Genomic DNA, 17,070 nt, shown 5'->3' on the forward strand with positions numbered 1-17,070 from the left:
CCTCTTGAAGGGCCGGCGCGGCCCCGCCCGCGCCGTACGGCGCCTCAGTCGGCCGGCGACACCTCCAGCGCGCCGGCCATCCCGTCCGTCAACGCCGCCAGCAAGGCCTCCGCCTCCGCAAGCGGCAGGCTCAGCGTCAAGCTCACCCGCTCGCCGTAAACGGGCGCCGATACCGGCACGCCCAGTTCTTGGCACAAATGGCGCAGCCGCGCCTCGCCGGCGAAATCCACCGTCGCCGCGTAATCGCCGCGCGGCACCACCGCCGTCAGGCTGGCCGCGTCCATCGCGGCGTTGACAGCTTGAGTGTAGGCTCTGACCAAGCCGCCCGCACCCAATTTAATTCCGCCGAAATAACGGACCACCACCGCCAGCACATCGCAAACGTCCTTATGCCGCAACACGTTGTACATCGGCCGCGCCGCGGTGCCGGAAGGCTCGCCGTCGTCGTCCAGCATGGAATCCGCCCCGCACAGCAGCACCGCGCAATAATGGCGCGCGTCCGGCCATTGCGCGCGGATCTCCGCCAGCCGCGCCAACGCCTCTTCCCGGCTGCTCACCGGCTGCACGATGCCGATGAAGCGGCTCTTCTTGATTTCGATCTCGGCCTGGGCCGACGCTTGCAAATGGAACATTCCGTCCCTCTGACTGTCCGAAGGAGTGGATTGTACCCCAGCGCCGGCAAAGCGCCCGGGCAAGCACTACAATGAAAACGGGAATGCGCCTTGTTCACCTTAGAGGAGCCAAAGCCATGATCATCCTGCTTGTCGTGCTCGCTTCGCTGCTTGCCGTGGTCTGGTTCATGCTGGACAAATTCTGGCTGGATGAGGAGGAAGAGGCTCGCCTGTCTCATTATCTGCCGGACAAGGATCATGTCTGAGAACCGGTTCAGGGTCTCGCGAGCAAGAGCGAGACCGTAAACCGGTTCTAGGCGTCCGCCTGTTTTTTTCACGGTCGACGCCCGCTCGCTTGTCATTCCGCGGCGATGGCATGAAAATGAGCGCTTCAATTTGACAAGGGCATTGTTTTGCCGCTAACCGCCATCTGGATTGCCAGCGCGCTGATCGCGCTGATCGCCGAGTTCTTCTCCGGCACCTTTTACCTGCTGGTCGTCGCCGTCGCCATGCTGTGCGGCGGCGCTGCCGCTTGGCTGGGCGCGGCCGAGGCCAGCCAATACGTGATCGCCAGCCTTGCCGGCGTGATCGGCGTGGCGCTGGTTTACGCTTACAAGCGCCGTCATCCGTCCGCCGCCGCCCAGCCGCGCGCGGACGATCCCGATCTGGGCCAGCCGGTGCAAATCCTCCACGCCTCCCCCGCCGGCCACGTCCGCGTGCAATACCGCGGCGCGGCCTGGGACGCGTCCCCCGTCGACGGCGCCGCGCTGGAAGCCGGCGCCACCGCCTACATCGTCGGCCGCGACGGCAATCTGCTCAAAATCAGTTCAACCCAACCGGAACAATAAGACCCATGGAACTCCTGCCCCTGATCCTGCTCGCCGCCGTCATCGTTTTCGTGTTCAAATCGCTGGCCGTGGTGCCGCAGCAGAACGCTTACATCGTCGAACGCCTCGGCCGCTATCACGGCACCCTGGCGCCCGGCCTCAACATCATCATTCCCTTCATCGACCGCATCGCCTACAAGCACAGCTTGAAGGAAGTGCCGCTGGACGTGCCCAGCCAGGTCTGCATCACCCGCGACAACACCCAGCTGAAAGTGGACGGCATCCTCTACTTCCAGGTGACCGACGCCCAGCGCGCCTCCTACGGCACCAGCAACTTCATCATCGCCATCACCCAGCTGTCGCAAACCACGCTGCGCTCGGTGATCGGCAAGATGGAGCTGGACAAGACCTTTGAGGAACGCGACGAGATCAACCAGACCGTGGTGGCGGCGCTGGACGAGGCCGCGGTCAACTGGGGCGTGAAAGTGCTGCGCTACGAGATCAAGGACCTGGTGCCGCCGCAGGACATCCTGCACGCGATGCAGGCGCAGATCACCGCGGAACGGGAGAAGCGCGCGCGCATCGCCCAGTCCGAAGGCTTGAAGATGGAGCAGATCAACCTGGCCAACGGCTCGCGCGAAGCGGCGATCCAAAAGTCCCAGGGCGAGATGCAGGCCACCATCAACAACTCCGAGGGCGACAAGCAAGCCGCCATCAACAAGGCGCTGGGCGAGGCCGAAGCGCTGCGTCTGGTGGCGGACGCCACCGCCGACGCGATCAAGCGCGTGGCCAGCTCCATCCACACCGAGGGCGGCCTGGAAGCGGTCAACCTGAAAGTGGCCGAACAATACGTGGCCGCCTTCGGCAAACTGGCCAAGGAAAACAACACCATCATCCTGCCGGCCAACGTCGCCGACGTCGGTTCGCTGGTGGCCAGCGCGATGAGCGTGGTCAAGCAGACCCAGGCCCCGCGTTAAAGGCCGCTCCGGCGGCGCCCCGTTCGCGGGCGCCGGCCGGATCAAGAACCCGCACCTCACTCTTCAACCCTTGCCCGGCTTGAATATCCGCCGGGCCGCCCCCATAATCGTGCGCATGAAATTCTTCACCGACCTGTTTCCCGTCGTCCTGTTCTTCGCCACTTACTGGCTGAGCCGCGACATGTTCATCGCCACCGGCGTCGCCATCGCCGCCACCACCTTGCTGGTGGGCTGGACCTGGCTGCGCCACCGCAAGGTGGACACCATGCAGTGGGTCAGCCTGGGCCTGATCGTGGTGCTGGGCGGCGCCACCCTGCTGCTGCACGACAAGCACTTCATCATGTGGAAGCCCACCGTGCTGTACTGGGTGATGGGCGCCGGCCTGCTGATCAGCGACTTCCTGGGCAAGAACGGCCTGAAGCTGATGATGGGCCAGCAGCTGCAATTGCCGGCCCCGGTCTGGCGCAAGCTGACCTGGGCCTGGGTGGGCTTCTTCGCCTTCATGGGCGCGCTCAACCTCTTTGTCGCCTATCGCTTCAGCGAAGACGTCTGGGTCAATTTCAAACTGTTTGGCGGCCTGGGCCTGATGCTGGCCTTCGTCATCGCCCAAAGCCTGTTCCTCGCCAAATACATTGAGGAAAAGAAATAATGCTTTACGCCATCATCGGCCAAGATCATGAAGATTCGCTGCCGCGCCGGCTGGAGGCCCGCCCGGCCCACCTGGCGCGCTTGCAGGCGCTGCAGGACGCCGGCCGCCTTGTGCTGGCCGGCCCCTGTCCCGCCATCGACAGCGCCAGCCCCGGCCCGGCCGGTTTCAGCGGCAGCCTGATCGTCGCGGAATTCGAATCGCTGGACGCCGCCCAGGCCTGGGCCGACGCCGACCCCTACGTGGCGGCCGGCGTCTACGCCGACGTCAGCGTCAAACCCTTCCTCAAGGTGTTTCCCCAATGAGCGCCACGGTTGAACTGCTCAGCGCCGCCTTGCAGGCCTTGACGCCGGAACACCTGGACATCCAGGACGACAGCGCCTTGCACGCCGGACACGCCGGCGCGCGCGACGGCGGCGGACATTACACGCTAACCATCGTCAGCGCCCGCTTTCAGGGATTGAGCCGCGTGCATCGCCACCGGCTGATCTACGAAACGCTGGGCGACTTGATGCAAACCAAGGTGCACGCTCTGGCCATCAGAGCGTTCACGCCAGAAGAAATCTGACTTGATTCCATAAGAAGGATAGATACCCCATGAAGCTTTCCCGCATCGCCGCCCTCGCGCTGGCCGCCTCCGTCGCCCTGCCCGCCGCCGCGGAATCCATCGCCGTGGTCAACGGCACCGCCATCGACAAGAAGGAACTGGACGCGGCCGTCGCCAACATCGTGCAAAGCAGCGGCGGCAAGGCCCAGGACAACCCTGAGCTGCGCGAGCAATTGAAAACCTCGCTGATCACCCGCGAAGTGATTCTGCAGGAAGCGCGCAAGCGCCAGCTGGACAAGCAGCCGCTGTTCACCCAGCGCCTGGACGACATCCGCAATGAAATGCTGCGCGAAGCGCTGTTCGCCGACATCGCCAAACAAGCGCCGGTGACCGACGCTCAGATCAAGGGCGTCTACGACAAGCTCGCCGCCCAGCAGACCGGCAGCAAGGAAGTCCACGCGCGCCAGATCACGCTGAAGAGCGAGGCCGACGCGCAGAAGGCGATCGCCGATCTGAAAAAAGGTGCCAAGTTCGACGAACTGGTGAAGACCCGCTCCATCGACCCCAACGCCAAGCAAAGCAACGGCGAAATGGGCTGGGGCAACCTCAACCGCATGGACCCGCCGCTGGCCGCCGCGCTGAAAGACATCCGCAAAGGCCAGACCAGCGGCAAGCCCTACCAGTCCCCGCTGGGCTGGCATGTGTTCAAGGTGGAAGACATTCGTGACGCCAAGCTTCCGTCGCTGGATGAGGCCAAGCCGCAAATCGGCCGCCAACTGCAAGAAGAAGCCATCGCCAAGGCAGTGGAAGACCTGCGCGCCAAGGCCAAGATCCAATAAACCAACCCATCAGGACATCTAAGAATATGCGTAAAATCTTGCTGACCAGCGCCCTCGTCGCCGCCTTCGCCGGCAGCGCCATCGTGGTTGCCGGCCCGGTCGTCAACGGCCAGGCCATCACCGACGCCCGCATCGACGCCGTGGTCAAGATGATGGAAGCCCAGGGCCAGCCGGCCAACCCGCAAGCGCGCGACATGGTCAAGGATCAACTGGTCACCGCCGAAGTGCTGCGCCAGGAAGCCGTGAAGAAGGGTCTGGACAAGTCGCCGGAATTCGCCGCCGAACTGGCCAATATGCAAGCGATGGCGCTGGCCAACCGCCTGATCAAGGATTATGAAAAGTCCAATCCGGTCAGCGACGCCGATCTGAAAGCCGAATACGACAAGCTGGTGGCCAGCGTGCCGGAAACCAAGCAATACCACGCTCGCCACATCCTGGTGAAGACCGAGGCCGAAGCCAAGGCGGTGATCGACGCGCTGAAGAAAGGCAAGTCTTTCGACAAGCTGGCCAAGGAGAAGTCCCAGGATCCGGGCAGCAAGGACAAGGGCGGCGATCTGGACTGGCAGGAAGCCGGCACCTTCGTGGCGCCGTTCTCCGAAGCCATGACCAAGCTGTCCAAGGGCGAAGTGACCGCCAAGCCGGTGAAGACCGAGTTCGGCTGGCACGTGATCAAGCTGGACGACGCCCGCGTGCAACGCAATGTGCCGGCGCTGGACGACATCCGCCCGCAGCTGACCCAGCGCATCATGGGCGGCCGCGTGGAAAAGCTGATCGCCGAGCTGAAAGCCAAGGCGCAAATCCAGAAGTAAGCCGCAAAACGCGGCAAGCCCGAGCAAGCGGACCCCGGTCCGCTTTTTTCATACCCGTCGCATAAGCGCCGCCGCCGTGCCGCGCCCCGGCCCGCCTCGCCGGCGCGCCGCCTCATGCCCATGGTTTTTGCGCGAAGACGCAAAAACGTCTCCAAAAATTTATCCGCTGTCCTATAAGTAATTATTCACTTTTTGATCACTTCATAAATATATTAAATTGGAAGCACCACAATAAAGTCACCACGGGACAAACTGATGAAAAACCTGCGCATTGGACAAAGACTCGCCCTCGCCTTCGGCGCGCTGATCGCCCTGGTGCTGATCATGAGTGTGGTCATGCTCAACGGGCTCTCCTCCATCAGCGACAGCATGGAGGACATCACCGACAACCGGCTGGAATCCTTGCTGATAGTCGCTCAGCTGGATCACCACCTGCAGCAGCAGCGCATCGGCGCGCGCGATCTGATCATTGAAACCGATCCGGCCAAGATGGCCGAGATCAAGGCGCAGACCGACCAGACCATCAAGGCCTTCAACAACGCCGAAAAGGCGCTGGAAGACCACTTCACCAAGTTCCCGCCGATACCGGCCACCGCCGCCCTGCTCAAAGACGTGGGCCAGGCCCAGGAGGCGCTGGACGCCCCCACTAAAAAGCTGATGGCGCTGGCGATGGCCAACCAGAACAAGGAGGCGGAAGCCTTCATGGTCGGGGAGCACCGCCCGCTGATCCACCAGCTGGAACAAAAGGTGGAAGCCCTCAGCAAGGCGCTGGCCGACCGCGCCCAGGACAGCCGCAAGGACGCGGAAACCAGCGCCACCGCCGTGCGCGCCACCTCGCTGACCATCACCGCCATCTGCCTGGGCGCAGCCGTGCTGATAGGCTGGCTGCTGACCCGTTCCATCACCCGCCCGCTGAACAGCGCGGTGGAAGCCGCGCGCGAAGTGGCCGCCGGCAATCTGCGCATCGAGCTGCAGCCGGACGGCAAGGACGAGCCGGCCCAGGTTATCGCCGCGCTGGCCGATATGCGCGAACAACTGGTGAAAGCCATCGGCAACGTCCAGCAAGGCGCGGAAGAAGCCAATAGCGTGGCCGGCCAGCTGTCCGAATCCGCCGACCAGGTGCTGACCGCCTCCCATCAGCAAAGCCAGGCCGCCGCCAGTTCCGCCGCCGCGGTGGAAGAGCTCACCGTCAGCATCAGCCACGTGGCCGAAGCCGCCCAGGAAGTGCGCGAACACGCGCAGACCAGCCTGGTCACCGCCAAGAACGGCACCGCCCAGCTCAGCCTGCTGATCAAGGAAGTCGACAATGTCGAGAAAGCGGTCAACGGCATCGCCGAAGCGGTGAAGAACTTCGTCGCCAACACCCGCAAGATCACCAGCATGACCAGCCAGGTGCGCGACATCGCCGATCAGACCAATCTGCTGGCGCTGAACGCCGCCATCGAAGCCGCGCGCGCCGGCGAACTGGGCCGCGGCTTCGCCGTGGTGGCCGACGAAGTGCGCGTGCTGGCGGAACGCTCGGCGGAATCCGCCAAGGAAATCGATCAGGTCACCCATGTGTTGGGCACCCAGTCGGTGGAACTGGAAGACGCCATCACCAGCAGCCTCGCCTCCCTGAGCAGCAGCCAATCCTTTGTCTCCACCGTTGAAGCCGCCTTGCAAGAGGGCGAACAGGCGGTGGCCAAATCCACCGACAGCACCGGCACCATCGTCAGCGCGGTGCAGGAGCAAAAGCTGGCCAGCACCGAGATTGCCCAGAACATGGAGAAAGTGGCGCAGATGGCCGAGGAAAACACCGCCATCGTCAGCAATGTGGCGGACAGCTCGCGCTCGATGTCCGACATCGCCCAGAATCTGCATCAGGCGGTGCGTTTCTTCCGCATCTGAGCCGCCGGCGCGAGTCAAACATCAAAGCCGCCCTCCCGGGCGGCTTTTCATTTGCGCGCGCTCAGCGGGTTTCAACGCCACCCCGCCGACGCGCAGCAGATCGCAAACAGATGCTCAGATTTTTTCGTCGAAGCTGAACACAGGCGTGCCCTTCTTCAGCACCTCGCCGCGGAAGAAGGCCGGATGCTTGCGGTACATGTACAGCATGAGCAGCAGGCCGACCAAGGCCACCGTCACGCCCAGGATGAACACCAGACCCAGGCCGCCGATATGCGAGCCGCTGCCGAAAGCCGGATCCATGCTGTCCAGCGTGGTGCGGATCAGGGCGACGAACAGCAGGACGCCGCCCAGCCCCGGGCACAGGCCGCGCAACAGGAAATGGCGCGCCGAAGTCAGCGCCTGCTTGCGGAAATACCAGACGCAGGCAAAGGCCGTCAGGCCGTAATAGAAACACACCATCATGCCCAGCGCGGTAATGGTGTCGGACAGCACGTTTTCGCTCAAGACCCGCATCACCGCGTAAAACGCCGAAGCCACCAGCGCGGACACCACGGTGGCGTAAGCCGGCGCCTTGAAGCGAGACTCCACCACCGCGTATCTGGCCGGCAAGGCCTGGTAATGGCCCATCGCCAACATGGTGCGCGCCGGCGACATAAAGGTGGACTGCAGGGAGGCCGCGGAACTGGACATCACCGCCAGCGACAGCAGAATGGCCGCCGGCCCCATCACCGGCCCGGCCAGCGCGGTGAACACATTGGCGGCGATGGCCGGGTTGGCGAGGCCGGTGGCGTCCGTGCCCACGCCGGCGAAGGACACCACCGCCGCGCTGATCAACACATAAGAGCCCACCAGCAGCACCATCACCAGCGTGGCGGCCTTGCCGGACAGATTGGCGCGCTTGTCGCCGGTGGTCTCCTCGCTGATGGTCACCACCGTGTCCCAGCCCCAATAGGCGAAGATGGACACCGCCACCCCGGCGGCGAATTGGGAAAAGCTTTCCACGGCGAAGGGATTGAACCAGCTCCACTCCACCGGAATGGAATACGGATGGCCGCCGTCGGCGGCGGCGCTGAACGCCGCCCATGCGAACCAGGCCAGCACCAGCACCTGGAACGACACCAACACATACTGCACCCGTTTGGTGGATTGCAGGCCGCGACAGGAAATCCAGGTGGCCACCGCCATGAAACCAAGGCAGGAGACGATGTTCACCACCGTGTTGTCAGGCAGGGCCGCGATGTCCGGCCGCCCCAGCGCCTGGCCCAAGGCCAGATACATGAAATCCATCGCCACCGCGGCGGTGTTGGACAGCACCAGCACCGTGGACACCACCAGCCCCCAGCCGGCGATCCAGCCTATCCACGGCCCGAAGGCGCGCGTGGCCCAGGTGAAGGACGTCCCGGCGTCCGGCATCTCGCGGTTCAGCTCGCGGTAGCCTATCGCCACCAACAACATGGGAATGAAGCTGACGAAAAACACCGCCGGCATCTGCTTGCCCACCTGGGAGGCCGCCGGCCCCAGCGAGGCGGTCAGCGTGTACGCCGGCGCGCATACGGAAATGCCGATCACCACCAGCCCGAGAATGCCGATGGAGCCGGCGGGCAAACCCTTGGCGCTCAAGCCTCCCCCGTCCGGGGCCGGCAGCGCGTTGTCAACATTACGCATGGTGCATCTCCTTTGTCCGGGGCCGCGTCGCAACGTCGGCCCTCGCCTTGTTATGTGCCCGCGTCGGCGCTCAAGCGCCGTCGCGAATGCGCGCGTCCCGCCGTGTCCGCCGGCCGGTCCCGCTTATGGCAGGACCGCGCGCGTCAGGCGTGGTTGCATGGAGTATGCAGATAATTAACACAAAAACATCAAATGGCAAAAATAATAGACGCCACCAGCGTGGGACGATATGCTGGCTCGGCAAGATCCGGCCCCGCGCCGGCGCCTTGCGCCAGAGCCGGGCCTACCGGCCGCCGCATAAGAACCTGCTTACGATCTGCCGCGCGTTGGCGATACGGCGCAGGAAATAACCATGCAAAGAGAGAGAGAAGGAAGAGAACATGAATACCTGGAAGCACTGTCTGCTCGCGTTCGGCCTCGCCGGCGCCGCCCACGCCCAAGCCAATACCGTCAACGTCTACAACTGGTCCGACTACATCGCTCCCACCACCGTGCCGGCCTTCAGCAAGCAAACCGGCGTCAAGGTCAATTACAGCGTCTACGACAGCATGGAAACCCTGAACGCCAAGCTGATGACCGGCCGCTCCGGCTTCGATCTGGTGGTGCCGTCCAATAATGTGCTGGGCCTGGGCATCAAGGCCGGGCTGTTTCAGCCGCTGGACAAGAGCAAGATTCCCAACTACAAGAACATAGACCCGGCGCTGCTGAAAATGATGGAAGTGTCCGATCCGGGCAATAAATACGCGGTGCCGTATTTCTGGGGCGTGATCACCCTGGGCATCAATGAGGAAAAGGTCAAAAAAGCGCTGGGCGGCAAGCTGCCGGCCAATGAATGGGATCTGCTGTTCAAGCCTGAGTACGTGTCCAAGCTCAAATCCTGCGGCGTCAGCATTCTGGACTCCCCGTCCGAATTCTTCCCGATGGCGCTGCACTACTTCGGCAAGGACCCGGGCAGCACCAAGGAAGCCGACTACCGCGCCATCATGCCGCAGCTCAACGCCATGCGCGCCAGCGTCACCCGCATCTCCTCCTCCGGCTACATCAACGACATGGCCAGCGGCGAAGTCTGCCTGGCCATGGGCTACGGCGGCGACCTCAACATCGCCAAACGCCGCGCTGCGGACGCCAAGAACGGCGTCAAGGTGGTTCCGCTGATGCCCAAACAGGGCGTGGCCATCTGGGTGGACAGCATGGCCATCCCCAAGGACGCCAAGAACGTGGCCAACGCGCTGTCCTTCATCAACTACAGCCTGGAACCCAAGATCGCCGCGGACAACGCCAATACCGTGACCTTCGCCCCGGGCAGCCTGCCGGCGCGGCAGTTCGTCAACAAACAGTACCTGAACGACCGCTCCATCTTCCCCAATTCCGAAGACCTGAAAAACAGCTTCATTCAAAAGAGCGTGGGTCAGGAAACCCTGCGCATCTACGGCCGTTTCTGGCAAAACTTCAAGCTGGGCCGCAGCTGAAGCCGCGCAGCTCCACCAAAGCACAACAGCCGCTCAAAGCGGCTGTTGTGCTTTAAAACGCGGTCAGATGTCGGCGCTCAAGCCAGCAACTGGCGCAACACATAGGGCAGGATGCCGCCGTGCCGGTAGTAATCCACCTCCACCGGCGTGTCGATGCGCAGCAGCAAGGGCAGTTCGCGTTCGCCGCCGGCGGCGTCGCGGATCAGCAAATGCACCCGCTGCTGCGGCGCGATGCCGTCCTCCAGCCCGCGCAGCTCGAAGGTTTCGTCGCCCTTGAGGCCGGCGGCGCTGTCCCCGTCCAGGAACTGCAGCGGCAACACCCCCATGCCCACCAGATTGGAACGGTGAATGCGTTCGAAGCTCTTGGCCACCACCGCGCGCACGCCCAGCAGGCGCGTGCCCTTGGCCGCCCAGTCCCGGCTGGAGCCGGTGCCGTACTCCTCGCCGGCGAAGATCAGCGTGGGCGTGCCGGCGCGCACATAACTCATCGCCGCGTCGTAGATGGCCATTTGCTCGCCGTCCGGCTGCAGCAGGGTCAGGCCGCCCTCCACCGGCTTGCCGTCGGCGTCCGGCGCCAGCATCAGGTTGCGGATGCGCACATTGGCGAAAGTGCCGCGCATCATCACCTCGTGATGGCCGCGCCGCGAGCCGTAGCTGTTGAAATCGCCGGGCGAGATGCCCTGCCCCTGCAGATACAGGCCGGCCGGCGAGCTCGGCTTGATCGAACCGGCCGGGCTGATGTGGTCGGTGGTCACCGAATCCCCGAAGATCGCCAAGGCGCGCGCGCCGCGGATCGGCGGCTGCGGCGCGGGCTGCATCGCGAAATCCTGGAAGAACGGCGGTTCGGCGATATAGCTGGACGCCTCCCAGCCATAGACCTCGCCCGCGCTGGCGGCGATATCGTTCCACAGCGGGTTGCCGCTGGCGAAATCCTGGTACAAGCGGCGATACGTGGTCGCGTCCGTCGCTTGCAGCAAGGCGGCGCCCACCTCCTGCTGGCTGGGCCAGACATCGCGCAGATACACCGGCTTGCCGTCCACGCCGACGCCCAAGGGCTCATGCTCCAGATCGATGTCCACCCGGCCGGCGATGGCGAAGGCCACCACCAGCGGCGGACTCATCAGGAAGTTGGCCTTGATCGCCGGATGAATGCGCGCCTCGAAGTTGCGGTTGCCGGACAGCACCGACGCGCAGATCAGATCCTGCCCGCTGACCTCGCTCTCCAGCTGCGGCTCCAGCGGGCCGGCGTTGCCGATGCAGGTGGTGCAGCCGTAGGCGGCTACGCGGAAACCCAGCTGCTCCAGCGGCGCCAGCAAATGCGCCTTGCCCAGGTAGTCGGTCACCACCCGCGAGCCGGGGGCCAGCGAGGTCTTGATGTGACCGGCCACGCTCAGGCCGCTGGCCACCGCCTTCTGCGCCAGCAGGCCGGCGGCCAGCATCACCCCGGGGTTGGAGGTGTTGGTGCAAGAGGTGATCGCCGCGATCAGCACCGAACCGTGACGCAGCTTGCCGCTGAAGCCGCCGGCGCCCGCCTTGCCGTAACCGCCGGTTTTGGCCGGCTGGTGCAAGAGCTCGTTGAAACGCGTCTTCAAGTCCGGCAGGGCGATGCGGTCCTGCGGCCGGCGCGGGCCGGCCACGCTGGGCGCGACCGTGGCCAGATCCAGCTCCAGCACGCTGCTGTAATCGATTTCGCCCTCCTGCGGCATGCCGAACATTTGCTGCGCCTGGAAATAGCGGCGGAACGCGTCCACTTCCGCCTCGCTGCGGCCGGTGGCGGTCAGATAGGCGGCGGTCTGCTCGTCCGGCGGGAAGAAGCCCATGGTGGCGCCGTACTCCGGCGCCATGTTCGCCAGCGTGGCGCGGTCCTGCAGAGTCAGCGAGGCCGCGCCGGCGCCGTAGAACTCCACGAACTTGCCCACCACCTGCGCCTTGCGCAGCATTTCGGTCACGGTCAGCACCAGATCGGTGGCGGTCACGCCCTCGCGCAGCCGGCCCTTCAAATGCACGCCCACCACGTCCGGCGTCAGGAAATACACCGGCTGGCCCAACATGCCGGCCTCCGCCTCGATGCCGCCCACGCCCCAGCCCACCACGCCCAGGCCGTTGATCATGGTGGTGTGCGAGTCCGTGCCCACCAGGCTGTCCGGGTAATAGACCCCGCCCTTGCTCAACACTCCGCGCGCCAGATACTCCAGGTTCACCTGGTGGACAATGCCGATGCCCGGCGGCACCACCTTGAAGGTGTCGAAGGCCTGCATCCCCCATTTGATGAAACGGTAGCGTTCCGCGTTGCGGCGGAATTCCAGTTTCATGTTAAGGTCCAAGGCGTTGTTCTCGCGGAAGTGGTCGATCTGCACCGAGTGGTCCACCACCAGGTCCACCGGCACCAGCGGTTCGATGCGCTTGGGCGGCTTGCCGAAGCGCTCGGCCACCGAACGCATCGCCGCCAGATCGCACAGCAGCGGCACGCCGGTGAAATCCTGCAGCACGATGCGCGCCACCACAAAGGGGATCTCCTCGCTGCGCGGCGCCTGCGGCCGCCAGCCGGCCAACTGCCGCACATGCTCCTCGGCTACTCGCTGGCCGTCCAGATGGCGCAGCAAAGACTCCAGCACGATGCGCAGCGACACCGGCAGCCGGCCGACATCGCCGACGCCCAGCTCCGCCAGCGCCGGCAGCGAATGGAATTGACAGGACTGGCCCGAGGCCAGGGTAAAGGAACGCAAAGTGGATTCGGAACGAAGCGACATGAAGGACTCCTGTTGAAAGCCAAGATGCAAGCTAAGAACCTGTTTACGACCCGCCGCGCCGCGGCGGGATGTTAGACAAAGGCCTTGAAACCCGCTTCGAAACGCTCATGCGCCACCTGCGCATTTTGCTTTCTTAGCGGTTTTCGCCTGGTCTCGCGGGATCGTAAACACGCACTCAAGGGCGAAAACCATGGGAGCGCCTCGACAAGCGGTCTGTCCGAGGCGCTCCGCCTCATGTTCAGACCGGGAAAAGGGTCAATGGTTCAGCCCTTAACTTGCATTTAGCATACAATCGAAACCTCATTCCCGTGCGAAAGGCATGCCATGACACACAGAATAGAACACGATTCCTTCGGCGACATCGAAGTCCCCGCCAACGCGCTGTGGGGCGCGCAGACCCAGCGCTCGCTCGGCCACTTCGCCATCTCCAGCGAAACCATGCCGCCGGAACTGATCCTGGCGCTGGCCCAGGTCAAACGCGCCGCCGCGCTGGCCAACCGCGAACTGGGCAAACTGCCGGCGGACAAGGCCGACGCCGTCGCCGCCGCCGCCGACGAAGTCCTGGCCGGCAAACATCCGGACGCCTTCCCGCTGTCGGTATGGCAAACCGGCTCCGGCACTCAGAGCAATATGAATATGAACGAGGTGCTGGCCAACCGCGCATCCGAACTGCTGGGCGGCGAGCGCGGCCCGGGCCGGCTCGTCCACCCCAACGACGACGTCAACCGCGGCCAGTCCTCCAACGACATCTACCCCACCGCCATGCACGTGGCCGCCGCGCGCGCGGTGCACGACAGGCTGCTGCCGGCGCTGGGCCGGCTGCGCGCCGCGCTGACGGACAAGGCGGCCGCCTTCGCCGACATCGTCAAGATAGGCCGCACCCATTTGCAGGACGCCACTCCGCTGACCCTGGGCCAGGAGCTGTCCGGCTGGGTGGACCAGCTGGAGCAAGCCGAACACGCCGTCCGCGCCGCGCTGCCCGGCCTCTACCAGTTGGCCGTGGGCGGCACCGCCGTCGGCACCGGCCTCAACACCCATCCGGAGTTCGGCCCGCGCGTGGCCGCGGAGCTCAATCGCGCCTGCGGCCTGCCCTTCGCCAGCGCCGGCAACAAGTTCGCCGCGCTGGCCGGCCACGACGCGCTGGTGCACTCCCACGGCGCGCTCAAGCAACTGGCCACGGCGCTGATCAAGATCGCCAACGACATCCGCTGGCTGGCCTCCGGCCCGCGCAGCGGCCTGGGCGAATTGCTGATCCCGGAAAACGAGCCGGGCAGCTCCATCATGCCGGGCAAGGTCAACCCCACTCAGTGCGAGGCGATGACCATGTTGTGCTGCCAGGTGCTGGGCAACGACGTGGCGCTGTCCATCGGCGCCGCCTCCGGCAATTTCGAATTGAACGTGTTCAAGCCGCTGATCGTCCACAATTTCCTGCAAAGCGCGCGCCTGCTGTCAGACGGCATGGACAGCCTCAACCATCATTGCGTGCGCGGCATGCAGGCCAACCGCCCGCGCATCGAGCAATTGCTGGAGCAATCGCTGATGCTGGTCACCGCGCTCAACCCGCACATCGGCTACGACAAGGCCGCCGCCATCGCCAAGCTGGCCCACGCCAACGGCGGCACCCTCAAGCAGGCGGCGCTGGAGCTGGGTTATGTGACGGCGGAGCAGTTTGATCAGTGGGTGGATCCGAAGGCGATGATCTAAGCTCTTTTTCAGTGCGCTGAACCTGGCTTGGCGCACAGAAAACCGCGCATCCTGGCTGCCCCAGGCTTCTGCGACAGTCCTCCGCGCGGATATCGCTACGCTCCACCCACCCTACCCATGGCAAACCACCGCGCGTAGGGAGGGAGGAGCCATAAGCGATACCCGCCAGCATTCGCGGCTTTGCTCATACGGCGTTCAGTCGAACAAACCCAAGGTTCGCGGCAGCGGCTGAGGCGCCGGCTTGGGCGCGCCCTGGCGCGGCGCCAGCGGCGCGTCCTCGGCGCGCATCTCCTCCGCCGGATACAGCCGCAGCAAGCGCTGCGCGTCCTCCGGCCTCCGCGCCGTCAGCCAGGCCTGGTAATCCTCCGGCCGCACAATCACCAGCGAACGCTTCTCGTCCTCCGGCTTGTGGGTGCGGCGCATCAGCGCGTGCGCCTCGGCGTTGACCGTCAATTGGGTGAAGGCGTGGCTGATCGAACCGTCCGGCTCCGACCAGGCCCGCCACAGCCCGGCCACCGCGAACGGCGCGTCGTCGACCAGGCCGATGCGCCAACGCACCGCGCGGCCGCTTTCATACGATGGTTCGAAAAAGGCCCGCATCGGCACCAGGCAACGCTGACCGGCCCGCCACGGGTAGCGGAAGTTTTTCAGTTCGGCCACGGTTTCCGAACGCGCGTTGGTGGTGGACAGCCGCATGCCGTCCGGCTGATGACGCTTGGGCACCAGGCCGTAATTGCCCAGCCGCGGCTCCAGGCCCCGGCGGCCGGCCACGATGAAGGGCGCGGCGTAATCCTGCCAGGCCTCTTCTTGCCAAAGCAGCTCGCCGGCCTCCACGCCGAACAACGGCAGTTGATCCGGATGGGGACATAGATAATTGACGCACATCGGTCCAGTCTACCGGATATCGCGCCGGCCGGCCCGCCTCAGCGGTTTGACAAGGCCGGCCCAAGCGGCCACCATAAGGCCACTATGCGCCGTTTCGCCCCCTTCTCCAGCCAAGATTGGATTGACGCCTTTTTTTGAGGCGGGTTGGCGCGCGGCCAGACGAAGCCCGGCAACCCGCCCCAACCGGCGGGTTTTTTCATATATGCCCCTCTCCCAAGGAGACTGTCATGCCAAGCAATGAACAATTCAAAGATACGGCCACTGAGGCGACACTGCACTTGGTTTGCGGCAAAATCGCGGCGGGCAAGTCCACGCTGACCCGCCGCCTGTCCGATCAGCCCCGCACCGTGCTGATCAGCGAAGACGACTGGCTGGCCAAGCTCTATCCCGGCGAGATCCGCACGCTGACCGACTATGTGCGCCGCTCGCAGTCGCTGAAAGACGCGCTGGCGCCCCATGTCTCCGCTCTGCTGCGGCAGGGCCTGTCCGTGGTGCTGGACATGCCAGCCAACACCCTGGACAGCCGTCGCTGGATGCGCGAGCTGATCGAGTCCAGCGGCGCCGCCCACCAGCTGCACCATCTGGACGTCAGCGACGAGGCCTGCAAGGCGCGCTTGCGCCAGCGCAACGCCAAGGGCTCCCACCCGTTCAGCGTCAGCGAAGCGGAGTTCGACCACATCACCCGCTACTTCGTGCCGCCCAGCCCGCAGGAAGGCTTCAACGTCGTGGCCCATCTCAGCGCCGAGGCTTGAAACGCGCCTGCCGTCCCTGCGAAAAACGCCGGCTTGCCGGCGTTTTTTCATGGCCGCGCAAGCGGCGGCGATCGCTCCTCCGCCCCAGGCATGGCCTGTCGGATATATAAATCAATAACCATATGACAGCTTACCAGCCGGATATATTTAGGCTTGAATAGCAAACATGAACACCACCGAAATCCGCCGCCACAAGCTGGGCCTGTTGATCGAACGCGATTTTGACGGAACCGTTTCCCGACTCGCGGAGCTGATCGATCGCCGCCCTCCGCAAATCTACCGCCTGTTCTCGGACGCTCCCAGCGGCCGCGGCATGGGAGAACACCTGGCCCGCCACATCGAAAACCGGCTGAACCTGCCCCGCTACTGGCTGGATCAGGAAGGCGACATCGACGCCCTGCCGCCGCTGCACGCGCGGGTGGCGGAGTTCGAGGCCGCGCTGTCGGAACGCGCCTTGCTGCAGTTGTTGATCGACGATCTGCATCGCGGCGTGCGCGGGCAGACTCTCAGCCGCAAAGCGCTGATCAGCCTGCGCGGCATGGTGGAAGCGCTGACTCAGGAGCCCCCTCAGCCGCAGCCGGCGGACGCTTGGGCGGGCGGCGCGGCGGAATGAGCCGGCGCGCGGCCATGGGCCGATACGCAACACTCCGCCGTAGATAACCTAGTGGTTATTGTTGCTTAATATCTTTATTGATAGGCTAT

Annotated in this window: 17 protein-coding genes; 13 read left to right on the forward strand and 4 right to left on the reverse strand. The window is 64.6% G+C overall.

Annotated features, from left to right (window positions below):
* Nucleotides 1-44 precede the first annotated feature (44 nt).
* Nucleotides 45-632, reverse strand: coding sequence for a YigZ family protein (locus tag NK214_RS12635; protein WP_227108130.1), 588 nt, complete (start codon nt 630-632; stop codon nt 45-47).
* 116 nt (nt 633-748) lie between these two features.
* Between NK214_RS12635 and NK214_RS25015 the strand changes: the two genes are divergently transcribed.
* The 9 genes from NK214_RS25015 (at nt 749) to NK214_RS12675 (ending at nt 7,143) form a co-directional block, all read left to right on the forward strand.
* Nucleotides 749-877 (forward strand): hypothetical protein, encoded by a 129-nt coding sequence (locus NK214_RS25015; RefSeq protein ID WP_255411645.1) that lies wholly within the window; start codon nt 749-751, stop codon nt 875-877.
* A 147-nt stretch (nt 878-1,024) separates the two neighbouring features.
* Nucleotides 1,025-1,459 carry an NfeD family protein gene (locus NK214_RS12640; RefSeq protein ID WP_107799291.1) on the forward strand — a complete coding sequence of 145 codons (435 nt, stop codon included), beginning with the start codon at nt 1,025-1,027 and terminating at the stop codon, nt 1,457-1,459.
* Between the two features lie 5 nt (nt 1,460-1,464).
* On the forward strand, nt 1,465-2,415 hold the full coding sequence (locus tag NK214_RS12645) for an SPFH domain-containing protein (protein WP_107799292.1): 951 nt from the start codon (nt 1,465-1,467) through the stop codon (nt 2,413-2,415).
* Between the two features lie 115 nt (nt 2,416-2,530).
* On the forward strand, nt 2,531-3,064 hold the full coding sequence (locus NK214_RS12650) for a septation protein A (RefSeq protein ID WP_107799293.1): 534 nt from the start codon (nt 2,531-2,533) through the stop codon (nt 3,062-3,064).
* Nucleotides 3,064-3,366, forward strand: coding sequence for a YciI family protein (locus NK214_RS12655; RefSeq protein ID WP_227108128.1), 303 nt, complete (start codon nt 3,064-3,066; stop codon nt 3,364-3,366). Before NK214_RS12650 ends, NK214_RS12655 begins: the two co-directional genes overlap by 1 nt.
* Nucleotides 3,363-3,629, forward strand: a complete 267-nt coding sequence (locus NK214_RS12660) for a BolA family transcriptional regulator (RefSeq protein WP_081544784.1) — start codon at nt 3,363-3,365, stop codon at nt 3,627-3,629. Before NK214_RS12655 ends, NK214_RS12660 begins: the two co-directional genes overlap by 4 nt.
* A 29-nt stretch (nt 3,630-3,658) precedes the next feature.
* Nucleotides 3,659-4,447: a peptidyl-prolyl cis-trans isomerase gene (locus NK214_RS12665; RefSeq protein ID WP_253314658.1), complete on the forward strand. Its 789-nt coding sequence runs from the start codon at nt 3,659-3,661 to the stop codon at nt 4,445-4,447.
* 26 nt (nt 4,448-4,473) lie between these two features.
* The gene (locus NK214_RS12670) at nt 4,474-5,256 is read left to right on the forward strand and encodes a peptidylprolyl isomerase (protein ID WP_107799296.1); all 783 of its coding nucleotides are present in this window, start codon (nt 4,474-4,476) and stop codon (nt 5,254-5,256) included.
* Between the two features lie 255 nt (nt 5,257-5,511).
* Entirely contained in the window at nt 5,512-7,143 is a 1,632-nt protein-coding gene (locus tag NK214_RS12675) for a methyl-accepting chemotaxis protein (RefSeq protein WP_227108124.1), read from the forward strand.
* Between the two features lie 114 nt (nt 7,144-7,257).
* Here the strand turns inward: NK214_RS12675 and NK214_RS12680 are convergent, their stop codons facing one another.
* Nucleotides 7,258-8,808, reverse strand: a complete 1,551-nt coding sequence (locus tag NK214_RS12680) for an APC family permease (RefSeq protein ID WP_253314659.1) — start codon at nt 8,806-8,808, stop codon at nt 7,258-7,260.
* Nucleotides 8,809-9,188: 380 nt separating this feature from the next.
* Between NK214_RS12680 and NK214_RS12685 the strand changes: the two genes are divergently transcribed.
* A complete protein-coding gene (locus NK214_RS12685) occupies nt 9,189-10,277 on the forward strand; it encodes a polyamine ABC transporter substrate-binding protein (RefSeq protein WP_253314660.1) in 1,089 nt (362 codons plus the stop codon).
* A 77-nt stretch (nt 10,278-10,354) separates the two neighbouring features.
* Here NK214_RS12685 and acnA read toward each other — a convergent pair whose 3' ends face one another.
* The gene (gene acnA, locus NK214_RS12690; protein ID WP_253314661.1) at nt 10,355-13,027 is read right to left on the reverse strand and encodes an aconitate hydratase AcnA; all 2,673 of its coding nucleotides are present in this window, start codon (nt 13,025-13,027) and stop codon (nt 10,355-10,357) included.
* A gap of 324 nt (nt 13,028-13,351) precedes the next feature.
* Here acnA and fumC point away from each other — a divergent pair, with 324 nt between their 5' ends.
* Nucleotides 13,352-14,731, forward strand: coding sequence for a class II fumarate hydratase (gene fumC, locus NK214_RS12695; RefSeq protein WP_235088845.1), 1,380 nt, complete (start codon nt 13,352-13,354; stop codon nt 14,729-14,731).
* Between the two features lie 195 nt (nt 14,732-14,926).
* Here fumC and NK214_RS12700 read toward each other — a convergent pair whose 3' ends face one another.
* Entirely contained in the window at nt 14,927-15,616 is a 690-nt protein-coding gene (locus NK214_RS12700; protein WP_253314662.1) for an SOS response-associated peptidase, read from the reverse strand.
* A gap of 227 nt (nt 15,617-15,843) precedes the next feature.
* On the opposite strand from NK214_RS12700, the gene NK214_RS12705 reads away from it, so the two are divergent.
* On the forward strand, nt 15,844-16,368 hold the full coding sequence (locus tag NK214_RS12705; protein WP_107799303.1) for an ATP-binding protein: 525 nt from the start codon (nt 15,844-15,846) through the stop codon (nt 16,366-16,368).
* Between the two features lie 166 nt (nt 16,369-16,534).
* Nucleotides 16,535-16,981 carry a hypothetical protein gene (locus NK214_RS12710; protein ID WP_107799304.1) on the forward strand — a complete coding sequence of 149 codons (447 nt, stop codon included), beginning with the start codon at nt 16,535-16,537 and terminating at the stop codon, nt 16,979-16,981.
* Nucleotides 16,982-17,070 lie beyond the last annotated feature (89 nt).

Origin of the sequence: Chromobacterium sp. S0633, assembly GCF_024158805.1 — a bacterium.
Classification (GTDB): Bacteria; Pseudomonadota; Gammaproteobacteria; order Burkholderiales; family Chromobacteriaceae; genus Chromobacterium.

Coding starts and splice junctions, on each gene's coding strand:
- NK214_RS12700 (WP_253314662.1), bottom strand. CDS start 15,616: ATGTGCGTCAATTATCTATGTCCCCATCCGGATCAACTGCCGTTGTTC.
- NK214_RS12650 (WP_107799293.1), top strand. CDS start 2,531: ATGAAATTCTTCACCGACCTGTTTCCCGTCGTCCTGTTCTTCGCCACT.
- NK214_RS12655 (WP_227108128.1), top strand. CDS start 3,064: ATGCTTTACGCCATCATCGGCCAAGATCATGAAGATTCGCTGCCGCGC.
- NK214_RS12675 (WP_227108124.1), top strand. CDS start 5,512: ATGAAAAACCTGCGCATTGGACAAAGACTCGCCCTCGCCTTCGGCGCG.
- acnA (WP_253314661.1), bottom strand. CDS start 13,027: ATGTCGCTTCGTTCCGAATCCACTTTGCGTTCCTTTACCCTGGCCTCG.
- NK214_RS25015 (WP_255411645.1), top strand. CDS start 749: ATGATCATCCTGCTTGTCGTGCTCGCTTCGCTGCTTGCCGTGGTCTGG.
- fumC (WP_235088845.1), top strand. CDS start 13,352: ATGACACACAGAATAGAACACGATTCCTTCGGCGACATCGAAGTCCCC.
- NK214_RS12705 (WP_107799303.1), top strand. CDS start 15,844: ATGCCAAGCAATGAACAATTCAAAGATACGGCCACTGAGGCGACACTG.
- NK214_RS12670 (WP_107799296.1), top strand. CDS start 4,474: ATGCGTAAAATCTTGCTGACCAGCGCCCTCGTCGCCGCCTTCGCCGGC.
- NK214_RS12635 (WP_227108130.1), bottom strand. CDS start 632: ATGTTCCATTTGCAAGCGTCGGCCCAGGCCGAGATCGAAATCAAGAAG.
- NK214_RS12685 (WP_253314660.1), top strand. CDS start 9,189: ATGAATACCTGGAAGCACTGTCTGCTCGCGTTCGGCCTCGCCGGCGCC.
- NK214_RS12660 (WP_081544784.1), top strand. CDS start 3,363: ATGAGCGCCACGGTTGAACTGCTCAGCGCCGCCTTGCAGGCCTTGACG.
- NK214_RS12645 (WP_107799292.1), top strand. CDS start 1,465: ATGGAACTCCTGCCCCTGATCCTGCTCGCCGCCGTCATCGTTTTCGTG.
- NK214_RS12710 (WP_107799304.1), top strand. CDS start 16,535: ATGAACACCACCGAAATCCGCCGCCACAAGCTGGGCCTGTTGATCGAA.
- NK214_RS12680 (WP_253314659.1), bottom strand. CDS start 8,808: ATGCGTAATGTTGACAACGCGCTGCCGGCCCCGGACGGGGGAGGCTTG.
- NK214_RS12665 (WP_253314658.1), top strand. CDS start 3,659: ATGAAGCTTTCCCGCATCGCCGCCCTCGCGCTGGCCGCCTCCGTCGCC.